27 protein-coding genes are annotated in these 23747 nt (G+C 68.9%); 14 read left to right on the plus strand and 13 right to left on the minus strand.

Annotation, left to right across the window (positions count from 1 at the left end):
• Positions 1-130: 130 nt before the first annotated feature.
• The 7 genes from ACVN9Z_RS28205 to ACVN9Z_RS28235 form a co-directional block, all read right to left on the minus strand.
• Positions 131-1351 carry a DUF1513 domain-containing protein gene (locus tag ACVN9Z_RS28205; protein ID WP_223308626.1) on the minus strand — a complete coding sequence of 407 codons (1221 nt, stop codon included), beginning with the start codon at positions 1349-1351 and terminating at the stop codon, positions 131-133.
• Complete coding sequence (locus ACVN9Z_RS28210) at positions 1332-2426, minus strand: imelysin family protein (protein WP_081004580.1); 1095 nt, start codon at positions 2424-2426, stop codon at positions 1332-1334. Before ACVN9Z_RS28210 ends, ACVN9Z_RS28205 begins: the two co-directional genes overlap by 20 nt.
• Positions 2426-3943 (minus strand): di-heme oxidoreductase family protein, encoded by a 1518-nt coding sequence (locus ACVN9Z_RS28215; RefSeq protein WP_458212895.1) that lies wholly within the window; start codon positions 3941-3943, stop codon positions 2426-2428. Before ACVN9Z_RS28215 ends, ACVN9Z_RS28210 begins: the two co-directional genes overlap by 1 nt.
• Positions 3940-5238: an imelysin family protein gene (locus ACVN9Z_RS28220; protein WP_020928897.1), complete on the minus strand. Its 1299-nt coding sequence runs from the start codon at positions 5236-5238 to the stop codon at positions 3940-3942. Before ACVN9Z_RS28220 ends, ACVN9Z_RS28215 begins: the two co-directional genes overlap by 4 nt.
• A gap of 217 nt (positions 5239-5455) precedes the next feature.
• Positions 5456-6781, minus strand: coding sequence for an MFS transporter (locus ACVN9Z_RS28225; RefSeq protein WP_080969287.1), 1326 nt, complete (start codon positions 6779-6781; stop codon positions 5456-5458).
• 48 nt (positions 6782-6829) lie between these two features.
• Positions 6830-7498 carry a DUF4286 family protein gene (locus ACVN9Z_RS28230; protein ID WP_006386529.1) on the minus strand — a complete coding sequence of 223 codons (669 nt, stop codon included), beginning with the start codon at positions 7496-7498 and terminating at the stop codon, positions 6830-6832.
• A 122-nt stretch (positions 7499-7620) separates the two neighbouring features.
• Positions 7621-8532 carry a LysR family transcriptional regulator gene (locus ACVN9Z_RS28235; RefSeq protein WP_035182522.1) on the minus strand — a complete coding sequence of 304 codons (912 nt, stop codon included), beginning with the start codon at positions 8530-8532 and terminating at the stop codon, positions 7621-7623.
• 280 nt (positions 8533-8812) lie between these two features.
• Between ACVN9Z_RS28235 and ACVN9Z_RS28240 the strand changes: the two genes are divergently transcribed.
• The 6 genes from ACVN9Z_RS28240 (at position 8813) to ACVN9Z_RS28265 (ending at position 13859) form a co-directional block, all read left to right on the plus strand.
• A complete protein-coding gene (locus tag ACVN9Z_RS28240; protein WP_054441030.1) occupies positions 8813-9820 on the plus strand; it encodes an ABC transporter substrate-binding protein in 1008 nt (335 codons plus the stop codon).
• Between the two features lie 99 nt (positions 9821-9919).
• On the plus strand, positions 9920-10711 hold the full coding sequence (locus ACVN9Z_RS28245; RefSeq protein WP_026384433.1) for an ABC transporter permease: 792 nt from the start codon (positions 9920-9922) through the stop codon (positions 10709-10711).
• Positions 10712-10713: 2 nt separating this feature from the next.
• Positions 10714-11535, plus strand: a complete 822-nt coding sequence (locus tag ACVN9Z_RS28250) for an ABC transporter ATP-binding protein (RefSeq protein ID WP_006386525.1) — start codon at positions 10714-10716, stop codon at positions 11533-11535.
• A 28-nt stretch (positions 11536-11563) separates the two neighbouring features.
• On the plus strand, positions 11564-11746 hold the full coding sequence (locus ACVN9Z_RS28255; protein ID WP_006386524.1) for a DUF4089 domain-containing protein: 183 nt from the start codon (positions 11564-11566) through the stop codon (positions 11744-11746).
• Positions 11743-13131: an AtzE family amidohydrolase gene (locus ACVN9Z_RS28260; RefSeq protein WP_458212896.1), complete on the plus strand. Its 1389-nt coding sequence runs from the start codon at positions 11743-11745 to the stop codon at positions 13129-13131. Before ACVN9Z_RS28255 ends, ACVN9Z_RS28260 begins: the two co-directional genes overlap by 4 nt.
• 20 nt (positions 13132-13151) lie before the next feature.
• A complete protein-coding gene (locus ACVN9Z_RS28265) occupies positions 13152-13859 on the plus strand; it encodes a GntR family transcriptional regulator (protein ID WP_006386521.1) in 708 nt (235 codons plus the stop codon).
• A 26-nt stretch (positions 13860-13885) separates the two neighbouring features.
• On the opposite strand, the gene ACVN9Z_RS28270 is transcribed toward ACVN9Z_RS28265, so the two are convergent.
• On the minus strand, positions 13886-14431 hold the full coding sequence (locus ACVN9Z_RS28270; RefSeq protein ID WP_024069877.1) for an antibiotic biosynthesis monooxygenase: 546 nt from the start codon (positions 14429-14431) through the stop codon (positions 13886-13888).
• Between the two features lie 208 nt (positions 14432-14639).
• Here ACVN9Z_RS28270 and hpxZ point away from each other — a divergent pair, with 208 nt between their 5' ends.
• Both hpxZ and ACVN9Z_RS28280 read left to right on the plus strand, forming a co-directional pair.
• On the plus strand, positions 14640-15017 hold the full coding sequence (gene hpxZ, locus ACVN9Z_RS28275; RefSeq protein WP_054518014.1) for an oxalurate catabolism protein HpxZ: 378 nt from the start codon (positions 14640-14642) through the stop codon (positions 15015-15017).
• Between the two features lie 135 nt (positions 15018-15152).
• A complete protein-coding gene (locus ACVN9Z_RS28280; RefSeq protein WP_006386518.1) occupies positions 15153-15707 on the plus strand; it encodes an NADPH-dependent FMN reductase in 555 nt (184 codons plus the stop codon).
• 964 nt (positions 15708-16671) lie between these two features.
• Here the strand turns inward: ACVN9Z_RS28280 and ACVN9Z_RS28285 are convergent.
• Positions 16672-16890, minus strand: a complete 219-nt coding sequence (locus tag ACVN9Z_RS28285; RefSeq protein WP_020928910.1) for a dodecin — start codon at positions 16888-16890, stop codon at positions 16672-16674.
• 190 nt (positions 16891-17080) lie between these two features.
• Here ACVN9Z_RS28285 and ACVN9Z_RS28290 point away from each other — a divergent pair, with 190 nt between their 5' ends.
• The gene (locus tag ACVN9Z_RS28290) at positions 17081-17584 is read left to right on the plus strand and encodes a DUF6496 domain-containing protein (protein ID WP_038504164.1); all 504 of its coding nucleotides are present in this window, start codon (positions 17081-17083) and stop codon (positions 17582-17584) included.
• 12 nt (positions 17585-17596) lie between these two features.
• On the opposite strand, the gene ACVN9Z_RS28295 is transcribed toward ACVN9Z_RS28290, so the two are convergent.
• Positions 17597-18514, minus strand: a complete 918-nt coding sequence (locus tag ACVN9Z_RS28295) for a LysR family transcriptional regulator (protein WP_049053614.1) — start codon at positions 18512-18514, stop codon at positions 17597-17599.
• A 109-nt stretch (positions 18515-18623) separates the two neighbouring features.
• Here ACVN9Z_RS28295 and ACVN9Z_RS28300 point away from each other — a divergent pair, with 109 nt between their 5' ends.
• From ACVN9Z_RS28300 to ACVN9Z_RS28310, 3 genes are all read left to right on the plus strand, one after another.
• Positions 18624-19418 carry an SDR family NAD(P)-dependent oxidoreductase gene (locus ACVN9Z_RS28300; protein WP_238920645.1) on the plus strand — a complete coding sequence of 265 codons (795 nt, stop codon included), beginning with the start codon at positions 18624-18626 and terminating at the stop codon, positions 19416-19418.
• 26 nt (positions 19419-19444) lie between these two features.
• Positions 19445-20458 (plus strand): zinc-binding alcohol dehydrogenase family protein, encoded by a 1014-nt coding sequence (locus ACVN9Z_RS28305; protein WP_024069881.1) that lies wholly within the window; start codon positions 19445-19447, stop codon positions 20456-20458.
• 118 nt (positions 20459-20576) lie between these two features.
• Positions 20577-20876: a hypothetical protein gene (locus ACVN9Z_RS28310; RefSeq protein ID WP_223203218.1), complete on the plus strand. Its 300-nt coding sequence runs from the start codon at positions 20577-20579 to the stop codon at positions 20874-20876.
• Positions 20877-20892: 16 nt separating this feature from the next.
• Here the strand turns inward: ACVN9Z_RS28310 and ACVN9Z_RS28315 are convergent, their stop codons facing one another.
• From ACVN9Z_RS28315 to ACVN9Z_RS28325, 3 genes are all read right to left on the minus strand, one after another.
• Positions 20893-21246: an antibiotic biosynthesis monooxygenase gene (locus tag ACVN9Z_RS28315; RefSeq protein ID WP_006386511.1), complete on the minus strand. Its 354-nt coding sequence runs from the start codon at positions 21244-21246 to the stop codon at positions 20893-20895.
• A 133-nt stretch (positions 21247-21379) separates the two neighbouring features.
• Positions 21380-21736: a hypothetical protein gene (locus ACVN9Z_RS28320; RefSeq protein WP_006386510.1), complete on the minus strand. Its 357-nt coding sequence runs from the start codon at positions 21734-21736 to the stop codon at positions 21380-21382.
• Between the two features lie 77 nt (positions 21737-21813).
• Positions 21814-22722, minus strand: coding sequence for an aldose epimerase family protein (locus ACVN9Z_RS28325; protein ID WP_053497617.1), 909 nt, complete (start codon positions 22720-22722; stop codon positions 21814-21816).
• Positions 22723-22915: 193 nt separating this feature from the next.
• On the opposite strand from ACVN9Z_RS28325, the gene ACVN9Z_RS28330 reads away from it, so the two are divergent.
• On the plus strand, positions 22916-23179 hold the full coding sequence (locus ACVN9Z_RS28330; protein ID WP_006386508.1) for a hypothetical protein: 264 nt from the start codon (positions 22916-22918) through the stop codon (positions 23177-23179).
• A gap of 242 nt (positions 23180-23421) precedes the next feature.
• A complete protein-coding gene (locus tag ACVN9Z_RS28335; RefSeq protein ID WP_458212897.1) occupies positions 23422-23718 on the plus strand; it encodes a cupin domain-containing protein in 297 nt (98 codons plus the stop codon).
• Positions 23719-23747: the final 29 nt, after the last annotated feature.

The following is a 23747-nucleotide window of genomic DNA, read 5'->3' on the forward strand; positions in this document are numbered from 1 at the left end:
ATGCAAAAAAAGACAGCCGAAAACTGTATCAGATGCGTCATGCGGAAAGGGCGCCGGCGGGTGTCCGGTATGTCAGGCTTTGTAAAGCGCGCTGGCTGAGCCGCAGGGATATGCGGCGGCAACGGCGCGGTCAGGCGCCGGCGACCTTGCGGAAGTGGTTGTCCCAGGAACGTTCGCGCGACGGCGCCAGCAGCGGCTGTTCGCCACCCGCGGCATCGGTGCGCAGCATGGCGCCCAACCCGCTGCTGACAAGGAAACCGGCGCGCGGCGCCGGCGCCACGCCGCAGCCGTCGGCCAGCCGCGTCTCGCCCAGGCAGGCCCCGCTGGCGGCGTCCCAGTACAGCACCCGGCCGCCCACGGGGCTGGAGGTGGCGATGACCGCGCCGGCGGCGTCCGCCGCCACCGAACCGACGTAATTGCGCATCTCGCGCAGCGTGGCCGCCGGTCCGGCGTGCAGTTGCGCCGGCGCGCCGCGCCGGTGGCGGCCCACCAGCGCCGGGCGGTCGCCGGCCGGTCCCATGTACTGGCAGCCGAACCACACACTGCCATCGGCCGCCAGCGCCAGGTGGCGGATCGACAGGCGATGCAATTCGGGCGCCAGTTCCACCTTTTCCAGCAACCTGCCGCTGGCCGCGTCCAGGTACGCCAGCGACGGGCGCATGGTATCGAGATTGAGTTCGAGCTTGCCGTAGTCGGGGTGGGTCAGGATGCCGCCATTGGCCACGCACAAGGTCCTGCCGTCCGGCATCAGGACGACTTCGTGCGGGCCGATGCCGCCGCTGTCGTACTCGCCGACGCGGCGGTAGCCGCCGCCGGGCGTGGCGTCATAGATGCCGAGCACGCCGCGCGCGCCTTCGAAATCGTTTTCGGTGGCGGCCAGCAGGCGGCCGCCATCGAAATAGGCGCCGTGGCCGAAGAAATGGCGATCTTGCGGCAACGGCAGTTCGAGCGGCGCGCGTTCGCCGCGCAGGTCGAAGGCCAGGGCGAAAAAGCCCGGCTGGCGCCCGAACACCACGGCGCGGCCGCCGGCCGCGTCGATGGCGAAGCTGTGGCCGCGCGCGGGCATTGGCAGCACCCGGCGGTCCTGCCCGGACGCATCCAGGACCACCGCCTCGTCGCGGCCGCCGCGCTGGCGCGCCGCCAGGTACAGCGCGGCGTCATCGCGCGCCGCCGTAGCCAGCGCCGCGCCGGGCCAGGCCAGCGTGGCGCCCAGCGCGCCCGCGGCGCCCCATGCCAGGAATTCGCGCCGCGCGGGCCGCGCCGGCGCGCCATCCGCCACGCGCGGCGCGGGTCGCCCGCGTGGATCGGCCGGCATCGCGGCCGGCGCTCGATCAATCGCCATCGAGCGCATTGAAGCCGATGGTCACGCCCAGTGCCGGCGCCAGGTCCTGGTCGACGATGGCTTTGGCGTTCTTCAACGTCAGCGCCGCCAGTCCCAGCAGGCGCCGCCCTTCCGCGTCGGCCAGCGCCTGCTCCAGCGGCGCCGGCGCCTCGCGCAACGCGCGCGCCGCGTTGCCCAGCTCGCCCAGCACCGCGCCCGGCATCCAGTCCTCGCCCTTGGGCAGCGCATAGCCGCCCGCCGTGTAGAACGCCGCCAGCCCATCCAGGCTGGCCGCCAGCGTGCGCGTGGACAGGCCGCTGCGCCAGAAGGCGGCGCGCTTGGGCCGCGCGCTCCCGGCCGAATCGCCCAGCACGGGCAACAGCTTCACGTCGCGCGCGAACTGCAGGCCGGTGGACAGCGCCTTCATGGCTTCGGCCGCCACCTCCTGCGGATCGCGGTAGAGGTCATTGCCCGCCTGGGGCCGCGCAAACTGGCGGCCGAACTCGGCCTTGGCTTCCCAGGCCTGCGCCACGTCGCGCGAGATCGCGGCAATGTTGGCCGACACGGCGCGGGCATAGCCGCAGGCGTAGCCGAAGGTCGGCGCGGCGGTCTGCGTGAGCGCTGCCGGTTCGCCGTACAGCACGAATTCCAGCGCCGGCAGGCCCTGCACCGCCACGCTGCGGCCCGCCAGCGCGCCCGGCTTGAGCAGTTCGGCGTCCTGCGCGGCGATCAAGGCCTGCACCTGCCGGGGCATCACGCCCCGGGTATCGGGCCAGAATGCCAGGCGTTCATAACGATTGGCCTGCACCAGCGGACCGAAACGCAATGGTTCGAGCCGCGCCCACGCCAGCGCCAGGCCGGCGAAGGCGGCTTCCACGCGCTTGGCGCCGTCCGCGTCCGGCTTGCCGCACCACTGGCCCAGCGCGCCTTCCAGGTCGGTGGCAGCCGCGACCATGCCGGCGGCCGCCGGCCGCGCGTAGCCCTGCGCCAGGCGCTCGCCCAGGTCGGCGGGCAGTTCGGCGCCCGCGGCCAGCGGCCAGGCCAGCGCCAGCGCGGCGGCCAGGGTGCGGGCCGGCGCGCGCCAGCGTGCAACGAAGATAGCCATTACAGCGACTCCAGGAAACGGATCAGGTCGGCGCGTTCTTCGGGCGTCATCGCCACCACGCGATCGCGCGCCGGCTGGCCGGCGCCGCCGTGCCACAACACTGCTTCCAGCAGCGTGCGGGCGCGGCCGTCGTGCAGCCAGGTGGCGTTGGGATTGACGGTCCGGGTCAGGCCGATACCCCACAGCGGCGGCGTGCGCCATTCGCGGCCATTGGCCGAGCCGTCGGACACGCCGTCGGCCAGGTCATCACCCATGTCATGCACCAGCATGTCGGTGTACGGCCAGATCAGCTGGAAGCGGTGCTCGGCCTGTTTCGCATCGCGGCTGGTGACGTATTTGGACACGTGGCAGGCGACGCAGTTGGCCTCGTAGAACAGCTTCTTGCCGGCCAGCACGCGGGCGTCGTCGGCGTCGCGCCGCTGCGGCACCGCCAGGTTGGTCGAATAGGTGGTGACGAAGTCCATCAGCTTGGCCGGCACTTCCTCGGGGCCGAAACGCGGCTGCGCGCCGTGCGGCATCTTCAGGCACTGGGGTTGCGCCGGCGTACAGTCGCCGTGGTGATTGGGGAACAGCGGCGTCGACAGGCCCATGTCGTTGGAGAACGCGGCGGCGCTCTGCTGCTCCACCGTGGGCTGCCCGGCCTTCAGGTTGAAGCGGCCCAGCACGCGCTGGCCGGTGCGCGCGTCGGTCACCCAGTTGGCCTTGCCGACGATGCCGTCGCGCTTGTCGGCGCCGATGTTGGCCAGGATGTCGGCCTGGTGGATCGATTCCAGCAAACCCAGGCCGATCATCGGCGGCGCCAGGCGCGGCGAGATCTGCGTGTCCTTGCGCATCGGACCGTAGCCCAGGTTGTCGATGCGGTAGGCCGGCTTCATCAACGTCGCGGTCTCGCCACCGTTGAGCTTGACCGTGACCGGCGTGTATTCGATTTCCATGCGGCCTTCGGCCGGCAGGCCGGCCACGGCGAAGTTCTGCAGCTGCACGCCGTAGACCGGCTCGGGCAGCAGCGCGATCTCGCCCGGCGCCAGCCGCGGATGGCCGCGGTCGGGGCCCTCCGGCACCGCCAGGCGCAGCAGCAGCGCCACCGCGTCGGGACGTTCCAGCGGATCGAAGCCCGGCACCGAGCCGCGCCCGTCCTTGGTATGACAGGCCTGGCACGAACGCGCGTTGAACAGCGGCCCGAGGCCGTCGGAGGCCTGCGTGGAGGCGGGCGCGGACACCCAGTCCTTGCGGAACAGGCCGTTGCCGACCTGGAATTCCTGGCGCCGCTCGAAGCTCATGTTGGCCGACGGCTGCGAGAAGATGTCGGCGTTGATGAGCTTGTTGGTGGTGGCGGCGCCGGCCTGCATGGTCTCGAAGGTCTCGGCCTTGGAGAAATCACGGGTCGGCGCGGTGATGGCGATGACCCGCTTGAGGTCTTCGGCGCTCAGGTCGTCGCGCCCGGCGGGCGCGGTTGGAGCGGCGGCGGCGCCGGCATGGGCCGACGCCGCCAGTACGGCGGCGAATACGAGCTTCACTTGAATACGGCGTCGGGTTTGTCCAGGCTGTCGGAACCTTCGATGGCGACCTTGCCCAGGTCCAGCAGCGCGATCACGCGCTCCAGGCTGCGGGTCTGGTCGACCAGGCGGTCGATGGCGGCCTGCACCACGGCGTTGCCTTCCTTGTTGCCGTCGGCGATCATCTGGTCGTAGGTCTCGACCGTCTCGGCGCGGGTCTTCATCGCCTGCATGGCGGCCACGGTGGCGTCCAGCTTGGCGCGCACTTCCGCGTCCAGCTTGGGATCGCGCGCCTTGACCAGTTCCGACAGGCTGGCGCCCGACACCTGCTTGCCATCGACGCGGGTGTACGCGCCCAGGTAGACGTTGCGGATGCCGATCTGGTTGTAGAAATGCGAGTTGTGGGTGTTGTCCGAGAAGCAGTCGTGCTCTTCCTCGGGATCGTGCAGCATCAGGCCGAGCTTCATGCGCTCGCCGGCCAGTTCGCCGTACGACAGGCTGCCCACGCCGGTCAGCATCGCCACCAGGCCGGCCTTGGGGTCTTCTTCCACGGCCTTGCGCGCGGCGCCGTCCTTCTGCCAATTGCCGACCATCTCTTCCAGGTCGGTCACCAGCAGGTCGGTCACGGCCTTCAGGTAGGCGATGCGGCGCTCGCAGTTGCCGCCGGTGCATTGCTTGACGTCGTAGTCGGTGTGCGGGCGGTTGCCCGAGTGGCGCTCCTGCGGCGTGCCCTTGCGGTCGGCCGGCGCCGGGCCGGTGCCGTTCAGGTCCTGGCCCCACAGCAGGAATTCGATGGCGTGGTAGCCGGTGGCGACGTTGGCCTCGTTGCCGTCGGCCTCGTGCAGCACTTCGGACAGCAGCTTGGGCGTGATCTCGCTGACATCGACGGTCTTGCCGCCTACCGAGATCTTGGAGTTGGCGATGACGTTGACCGCGTAGTAGGCGTTCTCGTCGTTCTCGGTGCCGTAGGAGGCGTCGACGTAGTCGATCAGGCCTTCGTCCAGCGGCCAGGCGTTCACGCGCCCTTCCCAGTCGTCGACGATCGGGTTGCCGAAGCGGAACGCCTCGGTCTGCTGGTACGGCACGCGCGCGTCCAGCCAGGCCTGGCGGGCGGCCTTGAGCGTGTCCGCGCTGGGCTTGGCGACCAGGGCGTTGATGGCCTCGCGCAGCGTCTTGGCGGAGGTCAGCGCGTCTTGATAGCCCGCCAGCGCCAGGTCTGAATAGTTCGCCACCACGGCCTTGGGCTGCGTGGCGGCATGAACCGTTCCCCCGAATGCCGCGACGGCCAGCGCCGCCCCCAACAACAACTTGCGCATCGACTTTCTCCCGTAACTCGGACGAAATCCACCCCGCGGCGGCCCCGTCCACACTTGAATTTGTGGATGCGAGTGTAAACAATTTTCGTTTGTTATTCAGCGAAAAGTCAGATACCTGACGTTTATCCGAACGGAAAAAGCCAGCAAAACCGGGCCGGGGACGAAAAAAAGCCCGGGAGCGGTCCCGGGCTTCCTGCCAGCCAGGCCGGCCGGATGCTCAACGCTGCAACGGCGCCTTGGCGGTTTCCCTGGCGGCCAGCACCGACACGGCGGTCACCACCAGCGCGGCGGCCACGTACAGCGACACCGCCACGGTCGAACTCCACGACTTGAACAGGCTGGCGATGATCAGCGGCGCGAAGCCTCCGCCGACGATGCCGGCCAGCGTGTAGGCCAGCGACGACCCGGCGTAGCGCACCCGGCCCGGGAACTGCTCGGTGATGAAGGCGGCCTGCGGGCCGTACATCATCGCGTGGATCAACAGGCCCACCACCACCGCCGCGCAGATCGCGACCGGATGCGCGGTGTCCATCAGCGTGAAGAACACGAAGGCCCAGACCATGCCCAGCACCGCGCCGGCCACGTACACGGGACGGCGCCCGATCTTGTCCGACAAATGCCCGCACAGCGGCACGGCGATGGCATTGAGCGCCGCGCCCAGCATGGTGGCGCCCAGCGCCAGCGGCCGCGACAGGTGCAGCACGGTGGTCACGTAGGTCAGCGTGAACACCACCACCAGCGCGTACAGCACGTCCGAACCGATGCGCGAGCCGCCGGCCACCAGCAATTGGCGCCAGTGTTGCACCAGCACTTCCTTGATCGGGGTGTTGGCGGTTTCGCGCTTCTGTTCCATTTCCAGGAACACCGGCGTTTCCTCGACCCCGCGGCGCAGCCACAGGCCGAACAGCACCAGCGCCACGCTCGACACGAACGGCACGCGCCAGCCCCAGGCCTGGAATTCCTCGGGCGTGAGCCACAGCGAGATCAGCGCGATGAAGCCGGTGCCGATCAGCGTGCCGCACGACGGGCCGACCTGCGTGAAGGACGCATTGCGGCCGCGCTGGTCGGGCTTGCCGTGTTCCATCGACAGCAGCACCGCGCCGGCCCACTCGCCGCCCAGCGCCACGCCCTGGATGAAGCGCAATGCCACCAGCGCCACCGGCGCCCACACGCCCCAGGTGCCGTAGGTGGGCAGCATGCCCATCAGCCCGGTCGACACGCCCATGATGACCAAGGTGGCGACCAGCACGAACTTGCGCCCCAGGCGGTCGCCCAGGTGGCCGAAGACGAAACCGCCCAGCGGCCGCGAGACGTAGCCCACGGCATAGGTCGAGAACGCCAGGATGGTGCCCGTCAGCGGGTCGAACGACGGGAAGAAGATGGCGTTGAACACCAACGCCGCCATCAGGTTGTAGATCGTGAAGTCGTACCACTCCAGCGTGGTGCCGACCGAACTGGCCATCGCCAGTTTCTTCATCTTCATGTTGTCGGGCGCCGCGCCGCCGTGGGCGGACGCGGGCGCGTGCAAGGTGTTCTCAGCCATTGTGGTTCCCCATGTCTGTGTGTGTGGCGTTGCGGCGCTTGGCGCGCGTCAACGCAAGTCGGCCGCGGCCAGCTTCCAGCCCAGCTCCAGCAGCCAGGTGTCGGCGCCGCGCGTGCCGAACGCCGCGGCCGCCTGTTCGCCCAAGGCCTGGGCCACATCCGCCGAGCTGGCCTCGATCACGAAGAGCGGATCGAGGCGGCGGTTTTCGGTGGATTCGCGCGGCAACGGACCGCTCAGGGCGGCATCCGGCGCCAGCAGATAGGACTGAACGAAGCCATCGGCCCGGGCCAGCGCCGCGCCCGCCTCGGCCGCCCGCGTCCGCAGCGCCTCGGCATCGCCGCCAAACACCAGCGGCAGCACCGCGATGTGGCTCCCGCTGCCGAAGCCGGTCACGGCCTGCACCGCGCACACCCGCCGCATCGGATCGCGCATACGGTCCAGGTTGGTCACGGACCACGGCGTCTGGCGCTCGAACGCGGCGCGGTAGTCCGCGGTGGTGAAGGCGCCCAGCGATTGCGTGCGGTACAACCCCAGGTACTTGCGGCCGCCGGACAGCGAGAAATAGCGCGCGCCCGACAGGAAGCCGGGGATGCGCACGCGTTCTTCGACGTGCTCGCGGTCGTACCAGCGATTGAAATCGGTCTCGAAAGCGGGATCGACGTCGCAGGCGACGAATAGCATGCCGTTGGGCGTGGACGGGGTGGTGGCTTGGCTCATGGAACGAAGAAATCCCTGCGATAACGGAAGGGACTCATCTTCGGCCGAGGCGGCCATGCCCGACAAACGAGTAATTTTTCGCGCCAGCAATAAAATTATTGAGCGCCGACCTAGGGATAACGCTATTGCGCGGATCCGAATTTTGGCGGCGTAACCGACGCGGTGTATTGGTCCGACGCGCGGCAGGCCAGTTCGGCCACCAGCCGGATCGCGTCCGAGCCGGCGCCTTCCAGGTAGCTCACCACCAGCAGTTGCGGTGGCACCGGCACGTCGCAGCGGATCATCTGCACTTCGCCGCGCGCCACGTATTCGTAGATCGGCGGCAAGGGCACCAGCGCGCGGCCGAAGCCGCTGCGCACCAGCCGCGCCAGCGCCGAGATCGAGCTGACGCAGTGCACCTTGCCCAGGGGCAGCCCGGCTTCGCGGAACAGCCCTTTCAATGCCTCATGCGGCTGCGAACCGGGGCTCATGGTCAGCACCGGTTCGCCCAGCAGTTGCTGCACCGTCAGCGCCTCTTCATCGCCGGCCGGCCCCACCCAGCCCATTTCCATCGGCAGGCAGGGCGTGCTGATGACGCCGGTGTCGGTCAGCAGATCGGTCTGGAAGGCAATATCGAGCGTGCCTTCGCGCAGGCCACGATGCAGGGCGCGGGTGGTCTCCGAGGTCAGCTGCACCTCGATGCCCGGATAGGTCGAGCGCAGGTTCGTCAGGAAACCGATCAGCCAGGTGTGCACCACCGTCTCGATGGCGCCGATGCGCACCAGCCCGAACACCTCGTCGCCGGTGCGGCCCAGCGACAGGATCTGCTGGCGCAGCTGCAGCAGGCGTTCGCCGTAATCCAGCAGGCGCGTGCCCACCGCCGTGAGCCGCAGCTCCTTGGCATCGCGCTCGAACAGGCGCGCGCCGATGTCCTCCTCGAGCGAGGCGATGCGGTTGGCCACCGCGGCCTGAGTGATGTGCAGGCGGTCGCTGGCCGCGCGAAAACTGCCCAGGCGGGCGGACCACAGGAATGCTTCGACAAAACGGGTATTCATATCCACGCCATGGCGCGCCTGGCGACGCGCCCTTTTCAGGAACGGCGGGGCGGCAGGCCCCGGCCTGTTCACATCCTAACGCCTGGCGCGCCGCTCGCGCCATGATGCAACGCACGCCCTCTCGCGGTGCCGCGTGCACCAGCATGGTTCATGCGCCGCGCCCGGATGGCGCCGCGGGGCGCGAAAACCGGGCAAAAGGCGGTTGGCACGGGTCTTGCTTGATGACTGGTATGCAAGCTTGTCTACAAGCGCCCGTCACTTTTCCGACCAGGAGTCCCGCATGACCGACCGCCCCGCGCCCTTCGCTTTCAATGCCACCCGCCGCCGGCTGATGCAAGGCGCCGCGCTGGGCGCCGCCACGCTGGCCGCGCCGGCCCTGGTGCGGGCGCAGTCGGGCCCGGTCATCCGCATCGGCTACTGGCCGGTCGCGGCCGGCCTGCCGTTCTATGCCGCCATCGAAAAGGGTTACTTCAAGGAAGCCGGCCTGAACGTCGAGGCGCTCAAGTTCGCCGGCGCGCAGCAGGTCATGGAAGCCATGCTGGCGGGCCGCGCCGACGGCAGCGCCAACGGCACCGGCTCGGCCAACCTGGCCATCGGCGAGATCGCCTCGCCCGGCCTGTTCAAGATTTTCGCCTCCAATCCCAGCAACGCCAGGAACGTGCTGGACGAGTTCATTGTCGCGAAAGACAGTCCCATCCAATCCATCGCAGACCTCAAGGGGAAAAAGGTCGGTTCTGGACCCGGCATCCAGAATGCCACGCTGGCCAAAGCAGTGCTGGAGCGCGCCGGCGCAACCGGGGCGACCGTGGTCGAGCTGGCGATCAGCCAGCACGTCGCCGCGGTCGCCGCCGGCCAGTTGGACGCGTGCTACACGCTCGAGCCCACCGGCACGGTCGGGCGCTTGAATGGCACCACCCGCGTCCTGGAAGCGGGCGTGATCGCCAAATACGTGCTGGGCGACCCGATGGCGCCGTGGTTCGGCGGCTCGGCCTCGCTGACTACCGCGTTCCTGAAGAAGCATCCCGAGGAAAGCAGGAAATTCATCGCCGCCTACGCCCGCGGCATCGAGCTGATCCGCAGCAAACCCGACGAGGCGCGCCCCTTCATGAAGGGCTACACCGCCATCGAAGGTCCCATGACCGAAGCCGTGCCGCTGGCCGCCTACACGCTCTACAACGAGTTCACCCCCAGCGACATCCAGTACTTCCAGAAATTCTTCGACCTGTTCGCCGACAAGGGCATCTTCGCGCAGAAGGTGGACGTGGCCTCGATGCTGTACAAGGGCTGAGCCATGGACGCGATCAACGCCAACCGCGCCAGCGCGGCCCCGGCCGGCGGCGCCGGCCACGCGGCCGTCGCGACGGCGGGCAAAACCGCCCGCGCCGGCATGCCTGCCGCCGCGCCCGCCTCCCGTCCGCCGCGCACCTGGACCGCCGCGCGCCTGCTGCCGCTGATCGGGCCGCTGGCGCTGTACGTGGTGTGGGACCTGGTGGTGCGCCTGCAACTGGTCAGCCCGGTGCTGCTGCCCACGCCCGGCGCCACGCTGGTGGCGCTGGCCAAGGGCATGGCCGGCGGCCCGCTGCTGGGCGATTTCCTGGCCTCGGTCAGCCGCACGCTGCAGGCCTTCGTCATCGCCGGCGTGATCGGCGTGCCGCTGGGCGTGCTGCTGGGCAGCAATGAAAAGGCCTACCGCAGCGTCGAATTCCTGGTGGACTTCTTCCGCTCGACGCCGTCGTCGGCGCTGATCCCGCTGTTCCTGATGATCTTCGGCGTGACCGACATGAACAAGATCGCCATCGCCGCCTTCGCCGCGGTGCTGGTGATCCTGTTCAACAGCGCCTACGGCGTCATCAACGCGCGCAAGCAGCGCGTGATGGCGGCGCGGGTGATGGGCGCCTCGCGCTGGCAGATCTTCAAGGACGTGCTGATCTGGGAAAGCCTGCAACCCACCTTCGTCGGCCTGCGCAGCGGCGTGTCGATGGCGTTGGTCATCGTGATCGTGGCCGAGATGTTCATCGGCTCGGACAGCGGGCTGGGCAACCGCATCATCAATGCGCAGCAGGTGCTGAACGTGCGCGACATGTATGCATCGATCCTGGCCGCCGGCGCGCTCGGCTACGTTCTCAACATCCTTTTCCTGGTGCTGGAAAAGCGCGTGGTCCACTGGAGCGGCCGATAATCATGTCCACCGTCATCAACCCCGTCATCGCCCCCGCCCCCACGCCCGCGCCGTTCCGGCCGGGCCCGGCCGGCACCCACATCACCATCCGCGGCCTGACCAAGTACTTCGCCGGCTGGCCGCTGTACGAGGACTTCAACCTCGACATCCCCAAGGGCAAGATCGTCTCGGTGTTCGGCCCCAACGGCTGCGGCAAGTCGACGCTGATCAACATGATCGCCGGTCTCATCCCCATCGATGCCGGCGAGATCCTGTTCGACGGCAAGTCGCTGGCCCAGACCAAGATCGGCTACGTCTTCCAGAACTACCGCGAGGCCATGTTCCCGTGGCTGCGCACCATCGACAACATCGCCTACCCGCTGCGCCTGGAAGGCCGCGGCAAGGCCGAAGTCGACGCGCGCGTGGAAGAGCTGGTGGCCTCGTTCGACGTCAAGTTCGACCTCAAGCGCTATCCCTACGAACTGTCGGGCGGCCAGCAGCAGACGGCCTCCATCATGCGCGCGCTGGCCCCGGGACCGGAAGTGCTGTTCCTGGACGAGCCGTTTTCGGCGCTGGACTTCGAGATGACGCTGTTCATCCGCGAAAAGCTGCAGGAAGTCTTCATGCAGACCGGCACCACCATGCTGCTGGTGTCGCACGACCTGGAGGAAGCCGTGTACCTGGCCGACCAGGTGCTGCTGCTGACCAAGCGCCCCACCCGCGTGGCCGAGATCCTGGACTACGGCGACGCCCGCCCACGCACCGTCGAGACGCTGTCCGAGCCCAGCTTCATCGGCATGAAGAAGCTGAGCCTGGAGATCTTCCAGCGCGAAGTCCGTCGCTGACACGCAACGCCATTCACGGGAGTCCGCCATGACCCAGGAAACCATCGACCAATACGTGCGCAGCGCGCTGGCGCTGGCCGGCTACGCCCTGCGCGAACCGGCCACGGCCGAAGTGGCGCGGCAATTCACGCGCATCCACGACATCGCCTCGACCTTCGTCGACGAGGCCTTGCCGGTGGAGCTGGAATCAGCCGCGGTGTTCCGTCCATGAACGGCGCCGTCCTCGACCTGGCGCGGCAGATCCGCGCCGGCGAACGCAGCGCGGCGGCGGTGCTCGAAGCCACGCTGGCCCGCATCCGCGCCGCCGATGCGCGCTACAACTGCTTCACCGCCGTCACCGAAAGCCGGGCGCGCAAGGAAGCCGCCGCCATCGACGCGCGCCGCGCCCGCGGCGAAACCCTGCCGCCGTTGGCCGGCGTGCCCTACGCGGTCAAGAACCTGTTCGACACCGCCGAGGAGGTGACGCTGGCCGGGGGCCGCGTCAACGCCGCCAACCCGCCCGCGCCACGCGACGCCGCGCTGGTCGCGCGGCTGCACAAGGCCGGCGCCGTGCTGGTGGGCGCGCTCAACATGGACGAACACGCCTACGGTTTCACCACCGAGAACTCGCACTACGGCGCCAGCCGCAATCCGCACGACCCCGCCCGCATCGCCGGCGGCTCGTCGGGCGGCAGCGCGGCCGCGGTGGCCGGCGGCCTCGTGCCGCTGACGCTGGGCTCGGACACCAACGGCTCGATCCGCGTGCCGGCCTCGCTGTGCGGCGTGTTCGGCCTGAAGCCGACCTTCGGCCGCCTGCCGCGCACCGGCTCGTTCCCCTTCGTCGGCAGCCTCGACCACCTGGGTCCGTTCGCGGCCGACACGGCCAGCCTGGCGGCGGCCTACGACGCGCTGCAAGGCCCGGATGCCGACGATGCCGCCTGCGCCCAGCGCGCGGCCGAACCCGTGCTGGCGGAGCTGTCCTCGGACCGCCCGCTGCGCGTGGCCGTGCTGGGCGGCTACTTCGCGCACTGGGCCGGCCCCGAGGCGCGCCAGGCCGTGCAACTGGCCGCGCGCGCGCTCGCGGCCACCGAGATCGTCGAACTGGCCAGCGCCGAACAGGCGCGCGCCGCGGCCTTCGTCATCACGGCTGCCGAGGGCGGCGCGCTGCATCGCCGCCGTCTGGTCACGCACTACGACTACTACGAACCCCATTCACGCGACCGCCTGGTCGCCGGCAGCCTGGTGCCTGCCGCCTGGGTGCAGCAGGCCCAGCGGGTGCGCCACCGCGTCTACCGCGAAGCCATGGCGCTGTTCGCGCGCTACGACGTGCTGATCGCCCCGGCCACGCCGGTGCCCGCCACCGCCATCGGCACCGAGACCCTGGCCCTGGCCGGCCAGTCACTGCCCGCGCGCGCCAGCATGGGCCTGCTGACACAGCCGATCTCCTGCCTTGGCCTGCCGGTGTGCGCCGCGCCCACCTGGCCGGGCATCGGCGCCGACGCGCACCTGCCACTGGGCGTCCAATTGATCGCCGCGCCGTGGCGCGAGGCCGATTGCCTGCTGGCCGCGCGGCGGCTGGAACAGGCGGGCGTTGCCACCGTTCGTCCCCTCTCCTGACCCGCCAACCGAGGCCGTCCATGGATTCCGCATTCGCCGTCATCGACACGCCCCGCAGCCTGGCCGACTCCGCGTACGGCACGCTCAAGCGCGACATCCTGGATTTCCGCCTGGCGCCGGGCGACCGCTTCACCGAGACCGAAATCGCCGACCGCCTGCGGGTCAGCCGCACGCCGGTGCGCGAAGCCCTGTTCCGCCTGGAACGCGAGGGCTACCTGGAGGTGCGCCAGCGCAATGGCTGGCTGGTCAAGCCGCTGGACTTCGACACGCTCGATCACTTCTATGAACTGCGCAGCGTGCTGGAGATCGCGGCGGTGCGCGCGCTGTGCGCGCCGGGCCAGGTGCCCGATCCGCTGCGCGCGCTGCAGCCGCTGGCGGATACGTGGCTGGTGGACAGCGCCCATTATTCCGGCGATGGCGAGTGGCTGGCGGACCTGGACGAGCGCTTCCATGCGGACTTGGTGGCCGCCGCCGGCAATCCTGAAATCGCGCGCGTGCACCGCGCCGCCACCGAGCGCATCCGCATCGTGCGGCGGCTGGACTTCACCCAGCCCGACCGTATCGCCCATACCTACGCCGAACATGGCGCCATCCTCGGTGCCATCCTGGCCCGCGACGCCGAACGCGCGACGGCCTTGCTTGCGGCGCATATCGGCGACAGCCAGGCCGCCGTGCGCAAGATCACGCTGCACCGGCTGTATGCCACGCGCCGCGCGCAGGCGGCGTGATGGCGCTGGCGCGATACGCGGCCGCGTCAGTGCGGCCGCAGCCAGCGCTCCAGCCGGCGCGTGACGAACGGAATGCAGACAAACACCATCACCGGCGTCATCGTCACGCTGGTGATCAGCGCGCGCCAGAACACCGGCAGTGCGCTCAGGTGTTCGCTCACCAGCAAGGTGAACGCCAGCAGCACCGGAAAATACGCCAGCCAGATGCTCACGGCCTGCTTCCAGCGCGGCGGCGCGCCGGCGTTGCCCTGCGGGCCGAACCAGCTGTCCATGCCGCTGACGCGGCGCGCATGGCTGGCCCGCACCAGCGCGGCGCCGCGTTCGAGCCACATGCGGCGCGGCAGCGATTGCTCCCAGCGATTGAGGCTGGCCTCGTCGTTGAAGCGCAGCACGATCTGGTACTGGTCGCCGCCCTCGGGCGGTTGCAGCACGCCCGAGCCGAGAAAACCGGGAAAGCCGGCGGCGAGGATCTCGCCCTGGCGCATCCAGGACAGGAAATCGCTGTAGCGTTCGGGCGTGATGTGCCGGGTGACCAACATGGTGACCGGGGCGGAAACGGCGGAACTGGACATGGTGAAACTCCTGGGGCGGCGCGCAGCGTGTTATGTGGTGTAAACCCTAGCAAGCGGCGTGCCAGCCTTGCACCGCATCATTTCCCCGCGCATAGGGCGATCGCCGCGTCCGGCCGCGAGATTTGCGCACCGCAACACACCCTATATTGGTGATTACCCTGAATCACGCACCATGACGGTGCAATCAACACGGAGCCCGACCCCTCACATGGATATCAACCTGCCCGACGTCGTCGCCGAGGTCACCGTGGCCTTTGCCCGCTATGAAGCCGCCCTGGTCGGCAATCAGGTCGAGGTGCTGGACGAGTTGTTTTGGAACAGCCCGCACACGCTGCGCTATGGCGCCGCCGAGAACCTCTATGGCTATGACGCCATCCGCGCCTTTCGCGCGGGCCGCTCGCCGCAAGGCCTTGCGCGCCGCGTGCTGCGCACCGCGATCACCACCTACGGCCGCGATTTCGCCACCACCAACATCGAATTCCAGCGCGATGGCAGCGACCGCGTCGGCCGCCAGAGCCAGACCTGGATGCGCACGCCGCAGGGCTGGCGCGTGGTCTCGGCGCACGTCAGCCTCATGAGCGGCTAGACGCGGCCGCGGCGGCCGGCGCGGATGCGCCCTGACACAAGTCAACACCGCCCATAACCATATTGATTCGCGGCCATTGAGCCGTCATGAGGACAGGTCTACACTGGGCTTTCCCCGACCCAGGAGCCCCGCCTCATGAGCACCTACAAGATCGCCGTCTTCGTCGGCAGCCTGCGCGCCGCATCGATCAACCTGCGCCTGGCGCGCGCGCTGGAAAAACTGGTTCCCGCGGACTTCAAGTTCGACTACGTCAGCCTGGGCGACGTGCCGCTGTATAACCAGGACAACGAAAACAACCTGCCCGCGCCCGCGGCCAAGCTCAAGCAGCAGATCCTCGACGCCCAGGGCATCCTGTTCGTCTCGCCCGAGCACAACCGCTCGGTGCCCGCCGCCATCAAGAACGCGATCGACTGGGGCACCCGCCCGTGGGGCCAGAACTCATGGGCCGGCAAGGCCGTGGGCATCCTCGGCGCCTCGCCCAGCGCCGCCGGCACCGCGCTCATGCAGCAGCACCTGCGCAACATCCTGGCCGCCGAAGGCGCCATCGCGCTGACCACGCCGGAAGTCTTCCTGCAATACACCGATGGCCTGATCGACGACCAGTACACCATCACCAACGAGGGCACGCGCAAGTTCCTGCAAGGCTGGATCGACCGCTACGTCGACTGGATCAAGAAGTTCAATCCCTGATTGCCGCCGATGCCGGGCCAGGGGCGCCTCCCCACCCGGCACCGATCGCCCGCCTACCTCCGGGCGATCACGCCCCCCGCCAAGCGGGGGGCTTTTTTTTCGGATAAAGCGGCCCCGCTCCCAAATAATTCCCTTCGCCTCACCTCAGAAGGTAACAAGCCCCCTCGCGCCCTCCCGCCACCAACACGCGCCCCTCGCGCGCCCCCCGCCCACCAACACCGCCCCAAAAAAATAGCCGCCCGGCCGCCCGGCCGCCCGGCCGCCCGAAGGCCGGGCAGCCCCCTCGGGGGGCAGCAAGCGCACGCAGTGCGCGCCGCGTGGGGGCCAACGATATCCCCGCCAACTGTGGAGAAGCTTGAGGACAGCTGTGGGGCAGGTGCGAAAAAGCCTGCCGTGCCAAGCACTTGCAGACGCCGGTCAAAAACTGCGCAATCCATCGTTTGGCCGATTCCTGGCGCACTTATCCACCGTCCAAAGGGCGATTGCGGGACGCCCGCGGACGCTTCGCATCGACCGGTGCATTTGTCCCAGCATTCTGTGGACAAGCATGAGGACAGGATGAGGGCAGCTCGGCTTTTCCCTTGCACATCAAGCACCTGCAAGGGGTGGTCAAGAAAGGCCCAGACGCACTCGCCCAGGCGCCAGGTTGTCCCCGGGAAATGTGGATAAGGCTGAGGACAGCCTGCGCGCAGCCGCAAAATTCCCTTTGCCGCCAAGGCCTTGCGGCCGGCGCGCAATATTCGCCCAGCGGCACGCCGCGGCGAGGCACCGCCACGCCACCGCGAGCCAGCCGAGGGAACCGCCCGGGCTTGTCCCCACCGAGTGTGGACAAACCTCTGAACAGTCTCATGACAAGCTGAAAAAAAGCTTATCCGGCAAGCACTTGCAGCCGTCGCTCAAAAAAGAAGCAGGCGCCGTGTCCCAATGGCATCGACGCCGCTGCGATTGGACGGCACCGGTGCCGCTAGACCTCGCCGTCTTCCAGCCGCATGCCGATCTTCAGGCCGACCTGCCAGTGCGCCACCTTGCCGTCCTTGATGTGGCCGCGCACCTCGGTGACCTCGAACCAATCCAGGTGGCGCAGCGTTTCGGACGCGCGTTCGATGGCCTTGCTGATCGCATCGTCGGTGGACTTGGTGGACGAGCCCACCAGTTCGATCTGCTTGTAGACATGATTCGACATGGCTTGTCTCCTTTGAGGGGGAAGCGTTGCGAATCGCCGGTCGCGCGCGGGGCTCCGGCGCTTACGACCGGCAATCCATTCGAACACACAGGATACCGCGCAGGGCATAGAGTGGTGTTACGAGTTCCGTCGCCGCGGCCTCGTCCGCGTCCCCGGGTCTCGCTTCTGAAACGCAAGCCAGGAGGTTGTCATGCCTGAACGGAAAACGCTGCAACGCGCCGCGCGCGACAAGAAGCAAGGCAAGTCCCCATCCACCCAAGCGGGCGAATTCGTGCGCGAGGAAATCGACCACGTGCGCGAAGGCAAGCACGGCGTGCGCTCGACCAAGCAGGCCATCGCCATCGGTCTGTCGAAGGCGCGCCGCGCTGGGGTTGACCTGCCCTCGCCCAAGAAGGCCAGCGCGTCGACCCGGCGCAAGGCCAAGCAGGACAGCGAGGCCGCGCATGACGGGCACGCCAAATCGCCGACGCGCGCCCGCGCCACCACGCGCGCCCTCAAGCGCGAAAGCGCCAGGCCCGCGTCCAAGTCCGCGCTGTCGCGCCACGCGTCCAAGACGGCGTCACGGCGCACCGCGGCGGATCGCTCGGCCGCCGCGAAGAAGGCCGCCGCCACCAAGGGCGCGGCGGGACGCTCGGCCGCCGCCAAGAAAGCCGCGCGCACCCGCGCCGCCAACCGCGCCGCCGCGCATCACTGAGCGGCGCGGCTGTCATGGCGCCGCGCCGGCGCCCGCCTCGAATTCGCGCAGGCGCGCCTGCAGGAATTCGCGCAGCCGCTTGACGGCGGGCGACAGCAGCATGCGGTGCACGCACAGCAGGTACAGCGGCGACGGCTCGCCGGTATAGTCCGGCAGGGCCTGCACCAGACGGCCGGCGCGCAGGTCGGCCAGCACGTCGTAGCGCGACTTGTACGCGACGCCGTAGCCGGCCAGCGCCCAGCGCCGCACCAGGTCGCCATCGTCGCCGACGCGGTCGCCCTTGACCGGCACGGTCAGCGCCCCGCCCTCGTGCTCGAAGGCCCAGCGGTCGTGCAGGGATTCGCCCAGCACGAAGCACAGGCAGTTGTGGCGGCGCAGGTCGGCCGGCGTCTGCGGCAGGCCATGGCGCGCGAAATAGGCCGGCGCGGCGCACACCACGCGGCGGTTGTGCTCGCCCAGCGGCAGCGCCACCAGGCCGGAATCGCCGGGCGTGCCGTAGCGCAACGCAATGTCGACCGGCTGCCGGTAGAGGTCGGCCAGGCGGTCGCTGATGCGTACCTGGAAGTTCACGCGCGGATGGCGCTGCTGGAATTCGTCCAGCCAGGGCAGCAGCACATGGCGCCCCAGGTCCGACGGAATCGACACCGAAAGCGTGCCGGAGATGGCCGTCTTGTCGCGCGCCAGCGCGCTCTGGCCGGCCTGCAGGCTCGACAGCGCGGCGCGCGCGTATTCCAGATAGCGCTCGCCGTCGCCGGTCAGCCGCAGGCTGCGCGTGGACCGCACGAACAGGCGGGTGTCCAGCGACAGTTCCAGCCGCTTGAGCGCGGCGCTGGCCACCGCCGGCGTCAAGTCCAATTCGCGCGCGGCGGCCGAAAAACCGCCGTGATCCGCCGCGGCGACAAAGATGCGCAAGTCTTCCAACCGAACCATGGGGGCTCATTTTCAAAGAATTATTGAAACTGAGTCCGATGCTAGCCGGTTTTTCATCGTTCGCCACTGGGTAATCATGGCGTCACCCCCTACCCGCATTGGAGTCCCCATGAAAATCGAACTCAACGGCAAGAAAGCCCTGGTCACCGGTTCTTCCGGCGGCATCGGCCTGGCCATCGCCCAGGGCCTGGCCGATGCCGGCGCCCAGGTGGTGCTGCACGGCCGCAGCGCCGACAAGCTCAAGCAGGCCGCCGAAGCCATCGCGCGCCGGCATCCGGGCGCCCAGGTGCACACCGTGCAGGCCGACCTGTCCACCGCCGACGGCGCCGCCTCGGTCTGCGCCGCCCATCCCGACGTCGACATCCTGGTCAACAACGCCGGCTACTTCGCGCCCAAGTCCTTCACCGAAATCACCGACGACGACTGGCGCTACATGCTCGATACCAACGTCATGAGCGGCGTGCGCCTGTCGCGCTACTACCTGCCGCGCATGCTGGCCGCCGACTGGGGCCGCATCGTCTTCATCTCCAGCGAATCGGCGCTGCACATCCCGGCCGAAATGATCCACTACGGCGTCAGCAAGACGGCGCTGCTGGGCGTCTCGCGCGGCCTGGCCGAACTGACGGCCGGCAGCGGCGTCACCGTCAATGCCGTGCTGCCCGGCCCGACGCGCTCCGAAGGCGTGGTCGACTTCTTCGCCGAAATGGCCAGGGAACAAGGCCTGCCGCAAGAACAGATGGAACGCGACTTCATCGCCCAGCATCGTCCCAGCTCGCTGCTGCGCCGGCTGGCAACGGTGGAGGAAGTCGCCAACATGGTCGTCTACACCTGCTCGCGCCAGTCCTCGGCCACCAACGGCGCCGCGCTGCGCGTCGACGGCGGCGTGGTCCGCACCATCGCCTGATCCCTTTTCCCGTTCCGAGATCCCCCATGAAAGCCATCGCCTACTTCCAGAACCTGCCCGCCACCGATCCGCAATCGCTGCAGGACATCACCGCGCCCGACCCCGTTCCCGGCGACCACGACCTGCTGGTCGAAGTCAAAGCCATCTCCGTCAACCCGGTGGACGTGAAGATCCGCGCCAACCGCAAGCCCAAGGACGGCCAGCCCGAGATCATTGGCTGGGACGCCGCCGGCATCGTGCGCGCCGTGGGCGCCAAGACCAGCCTGTTCGCGCCCGGCGACCGCGTCTGGTACGCGGGCGCCCTGACCCGCCCCGGCGCCAACAGCGAACTGCACGTGGTCGACGAGCGCATCGTCGGCCGCATGCCGCAGAGCCTGGACTTCGCCCAGGCCGCCGCGCTGCCGTTGACCACCATCACCGCCTGGGAGCTGCTGTTCGACCGCCTGCGCGTGCTGGACAACGCCGCGCCCAGCCAGGGCACGCTGCTGGTGGTCGGCGCGGCCGGCGGCGTCGGCTCGATCCTGGTGCAGTTGGCGCGCCAGCTGACCGGCCTGACCATCATCGGCACCGCCTCCCGGCCCGAGACCCAGGCCTGGGTCACCGAGCTGGGCGCCCATTACGTCATCGACCACACCCGCCCGCTGGCCGAGGAACTCAAGCGCATTGGCCTGCCGCAGGTCGGCTTCATCGCGGGCCTGACCCAGACCGACCAGCACTTCGCGCAGCTGGCCGAAGCCATCGCGCCGCAAGGCAGGATCGCCCTGATCGACGACCCCTCCGCCATCGACGTGCGCCTGCTCAAGGGCAAGTCGGCCTCGCTGCACTGGGAATTCATGTTCGCCCGGCCGCTGCACAACACGCCCGACCTGATCGCCCAGCACGAACTGCTGAACCAGGCCGCGCGGCTGATCGACAACGGCACCCTGCGCACCACGCTGGGCGAGCACTACGGCCGCATCAACGCCGAAAACCTGCGCCGCGCCCACGCCTTCATCGAAAGCGGCAAGGCGCGCGGCAAGGTGGTGCTGGAAGGCTTCTGAGGCGCCCGGCCCGTCCCGACGAAAAAATTGGGACGGGTGTCTCGCATTCGTCGGAAGAAAGAGGTAAAACCTCGACTGCGCGCCGCGGGCCTTCAGCCCGTGGCCGCGCTTTCGGGAGTTGGCTCTGATTTCTCACCTGTTCGACCAAGCGCTGGAACCGATGCTCTGGGGCATGGTGGCGGTCGCCCTGCTGATGCTGCGGCTGGTGCCGCTGCAGGGCTGGAAGGCCGTCATCGTCGCCGGCATCACCGCCGGGCTGGTGTTCGATACCATCCAGTTCCGGGTCGGCCCGCCGCGCCTGTGGGACGCCCTGGTGCTCGGTTCGATCCTGGCCGCCTTGCTCGTGGCCGCGGCGCAGGAACTGCTGGTGCTGCTGGCGCGGCGCCTGCGCGCCGCGCGCTCGCGGGCGCGGGCCTGACACCTCGCCGGCCTGCTCAGGCCGCGGGCATTCCGGGCAACACCAGGTCATCGACCTGGTAAGTATGGAATTCGCTGGTCGATACCGCATCGAGCTTGCGGAATTTCTCCAGGAACACCGGATCGGAAAAGAATTCGTCGACCTTTCCCGCCCCCGAGATCGCCTCGATGTTCACCACGGTCTTGCCGTCCGTGCTCTTGGCCAGGTTGCTCCACAGGAAACCCGGCTTGGTGCGCGCGACGTAATGCACCACCTCCTGGATCGCCTGGAAGGCGTCCTCCTGCCGGCCCGGGTGGGCATGAATCACGTTGACGATGAACACCGTGCCATCCGGCGCGGGCTTGAAGGTGGCGGTAACGGGAAAGGCCATGTCGGCTCCTGCGGTGAAAGACAGGCGACACTATGGCCCGGCGCGACGCCGCGAAAAAGAGGCCGGCGGGCGCGAGACTACGGACAATGCCGTCCGCAATCGCGCAGCCTCCCTTCTCAGTCCCTGGCCCGGATCAGGCGCGCCCTTCGCGCCGGGCGCGCGCGTGCGGATCATTGATCTCGGTTTCCAGCTCGGCGATCAGCCAATCGAACCAGCCGTTCTCGGTGCGCGCATACACCACGGCGGCCGGAATCTTGCCTTCGCGCCAACCAGGCTGGTGCGCATCCATCCACGCCGACAGGCTCTTGTGCGGCGCCAGCAGGCCCGACAGCCACGACCAGACATAGTCGGGCACGTTGCGCCGGAAGCCCTTGGCGCTGGCGTAGATCGTCGGTTCCAGCGGCATGTTGCCCGAACGGGCCAGCCTGGCCTGCACCCGGCGCAGCGTTTCGGCGGCCGCCTGCAATTGTTCGGTGCTGAGCTTTTTCACGTAGTGACTCCTGGATTGGTTTGGCCGGATTATCGCCGACAGGCCCTGGCCGTTGCCAGCGCCGGCATCGCGCGACATCAACGCGCCGCGCGCGGCGTTTGCAACGCCAGCAGCATCGAGGCGCTGAAACGCCCGCCCGGCGCCAGCACCTGCAGGCCTGTGCGGGTCTCGCCGGCCGCCGCCAGGTTGAAGGCATCGGCGACATTGGTCACCGGCTCCACGCACAGGAAATCGGCGCCCGGCGCCGTGTAGACCACCAGGTGCGCGAAAGCCGGATCGGCGTGCAGCGCCAGTTCGTGTCCATCCGGCCAGTGCAGCGTGGCGCGGCCGCCCCACTGCGACAGGTAGGTATCGCACCCCTCGGCCGACTGGCCCAGTTCCCGCACGTGGGTGGTCTGGCTGGCGCCGGGCAGGCCGTCGGCGTCGGTCGGCCAGATGCGCCGCGCATGCAGCGCCACGCGCGTGGCGGTGAAGTACGGATGGATGCCGCAACCGAACGGCATCGGCGCATCGCCATGGTTGATCATCAACAGCGTCAACGACAGCCCGCGCGAATCCAAGCGATAGCGCTGCACGCATTCATACGGCCACGGCCAGCCCAGCACGCCGGCGGGCTGTTGCAGCACCAGGTCGACCGCGTCATCGGCCAGATGGCGCACCTGCCAGGGTTGATACAGGCCGGCGCCGTGAATCGCCTGCGGCCGTCCGGGCAACGATGCCAGCACGTGGCGCGCGCCTTCGAACGTGAACACGCCATCGCGCACCCGGTTCGAGTACGGCGCCAGCGGATACGAGCCGGCGCGCGGCCATTGCGCGGGCGGCCAATCCGTCTCGGCCAGCGGCACGATCCAGTCGTGCGCCTCGGTCGACAGGCGCGTCAGGCGTCCGCCCCCGCCGGGCGCGAACTCGGCGCGATGGGGGCCGTGGGTGATGGTCACGCGTTCACTGGCATCCAGCGAGGCGGGGAAGGGCAAATCATCGGGCATCGGGCGCTCCCGCGGCTCTGCGAACGGCCGCGAGACGCCATTGTGCATGGCGCGGTCCGGAGCCGGCAAACGCTGCCGGCCTCAGCGTTGCCCCATGCCTCAAACCCGTGCGACATACTCTACCGGGGATTGGTCCGACGTTCGGATATACTGTTCATTCATACAGTAATCCGACCGCAAGGGACCCCTGCCCATGACCAGTCTGATCAATTCCCCGCCCAGCCGCAGCATCTGGCTCAGCGCCTTTACGCGCCTGAGCGGCGTCAAGAACGGCGACTACCTGCCCCTGCAACGGCTGCAGGAAGCCACCGGCCTGGAAAGCGGCCAGAAGCTGCGCGACGTCCTGGCCACCGCCGAACGCGAGGGCCTGCTGCTGATCGACCGCGGCGCCACGCCCGCCAGCTACCGCGCCACCTACGCGCTCGAACGCCAGGTCACGCTGTTCGCGCCCGACTAGGGGGCCGCCGCGACGACAGAGTGCTAACGATCCCTTGCAATGCTGTTACATCTCGGGAAATAGAATCCCCCGGAATGCACCCTACGGAGAAAAACATGCAAGAAGACACCGCCAAGCCCGAACCCACCCGCCGCCGCTGGCCCTTCGGCTACGGCCAGGAAGCCTGAACGGTCCCTTCCCCCTCTCCCCAAGGCGTGAGAACGCCTTCCACTCGCGCCAGGCACGCGCCCGGCAAGCCCACCATGCCCCTGCTCGACGCCGCCAACGGCCTGCCCGACGCCTGGAAGTCCCGCGTGCTGGCCCAGGCGGGCGACTGCAACGTCAAGATCCTGCGGATGGACGGCCAGCCCTCCCCCGCCGAAACGCACGACTACAACGAAGCCCTGATCGTCATCAGCGGCGCGCTGCGCCTGTCGGTCAAGGGCGAGGCGATCGAGGTCGCGGCCGGCAGCATGTACCTGGCGCCCGCCGGGGTGCCGCACGCCGTCGCCGAGGGCAGCCACGGCGTGCTGATGATCGTCGATCCGGTCGGTAGCTGAGGCCGCGGCGGCCGGCCCGCTCCACTTCG

The organism is Achromobacter sp. KK8, from assembly GCF_054188005.1.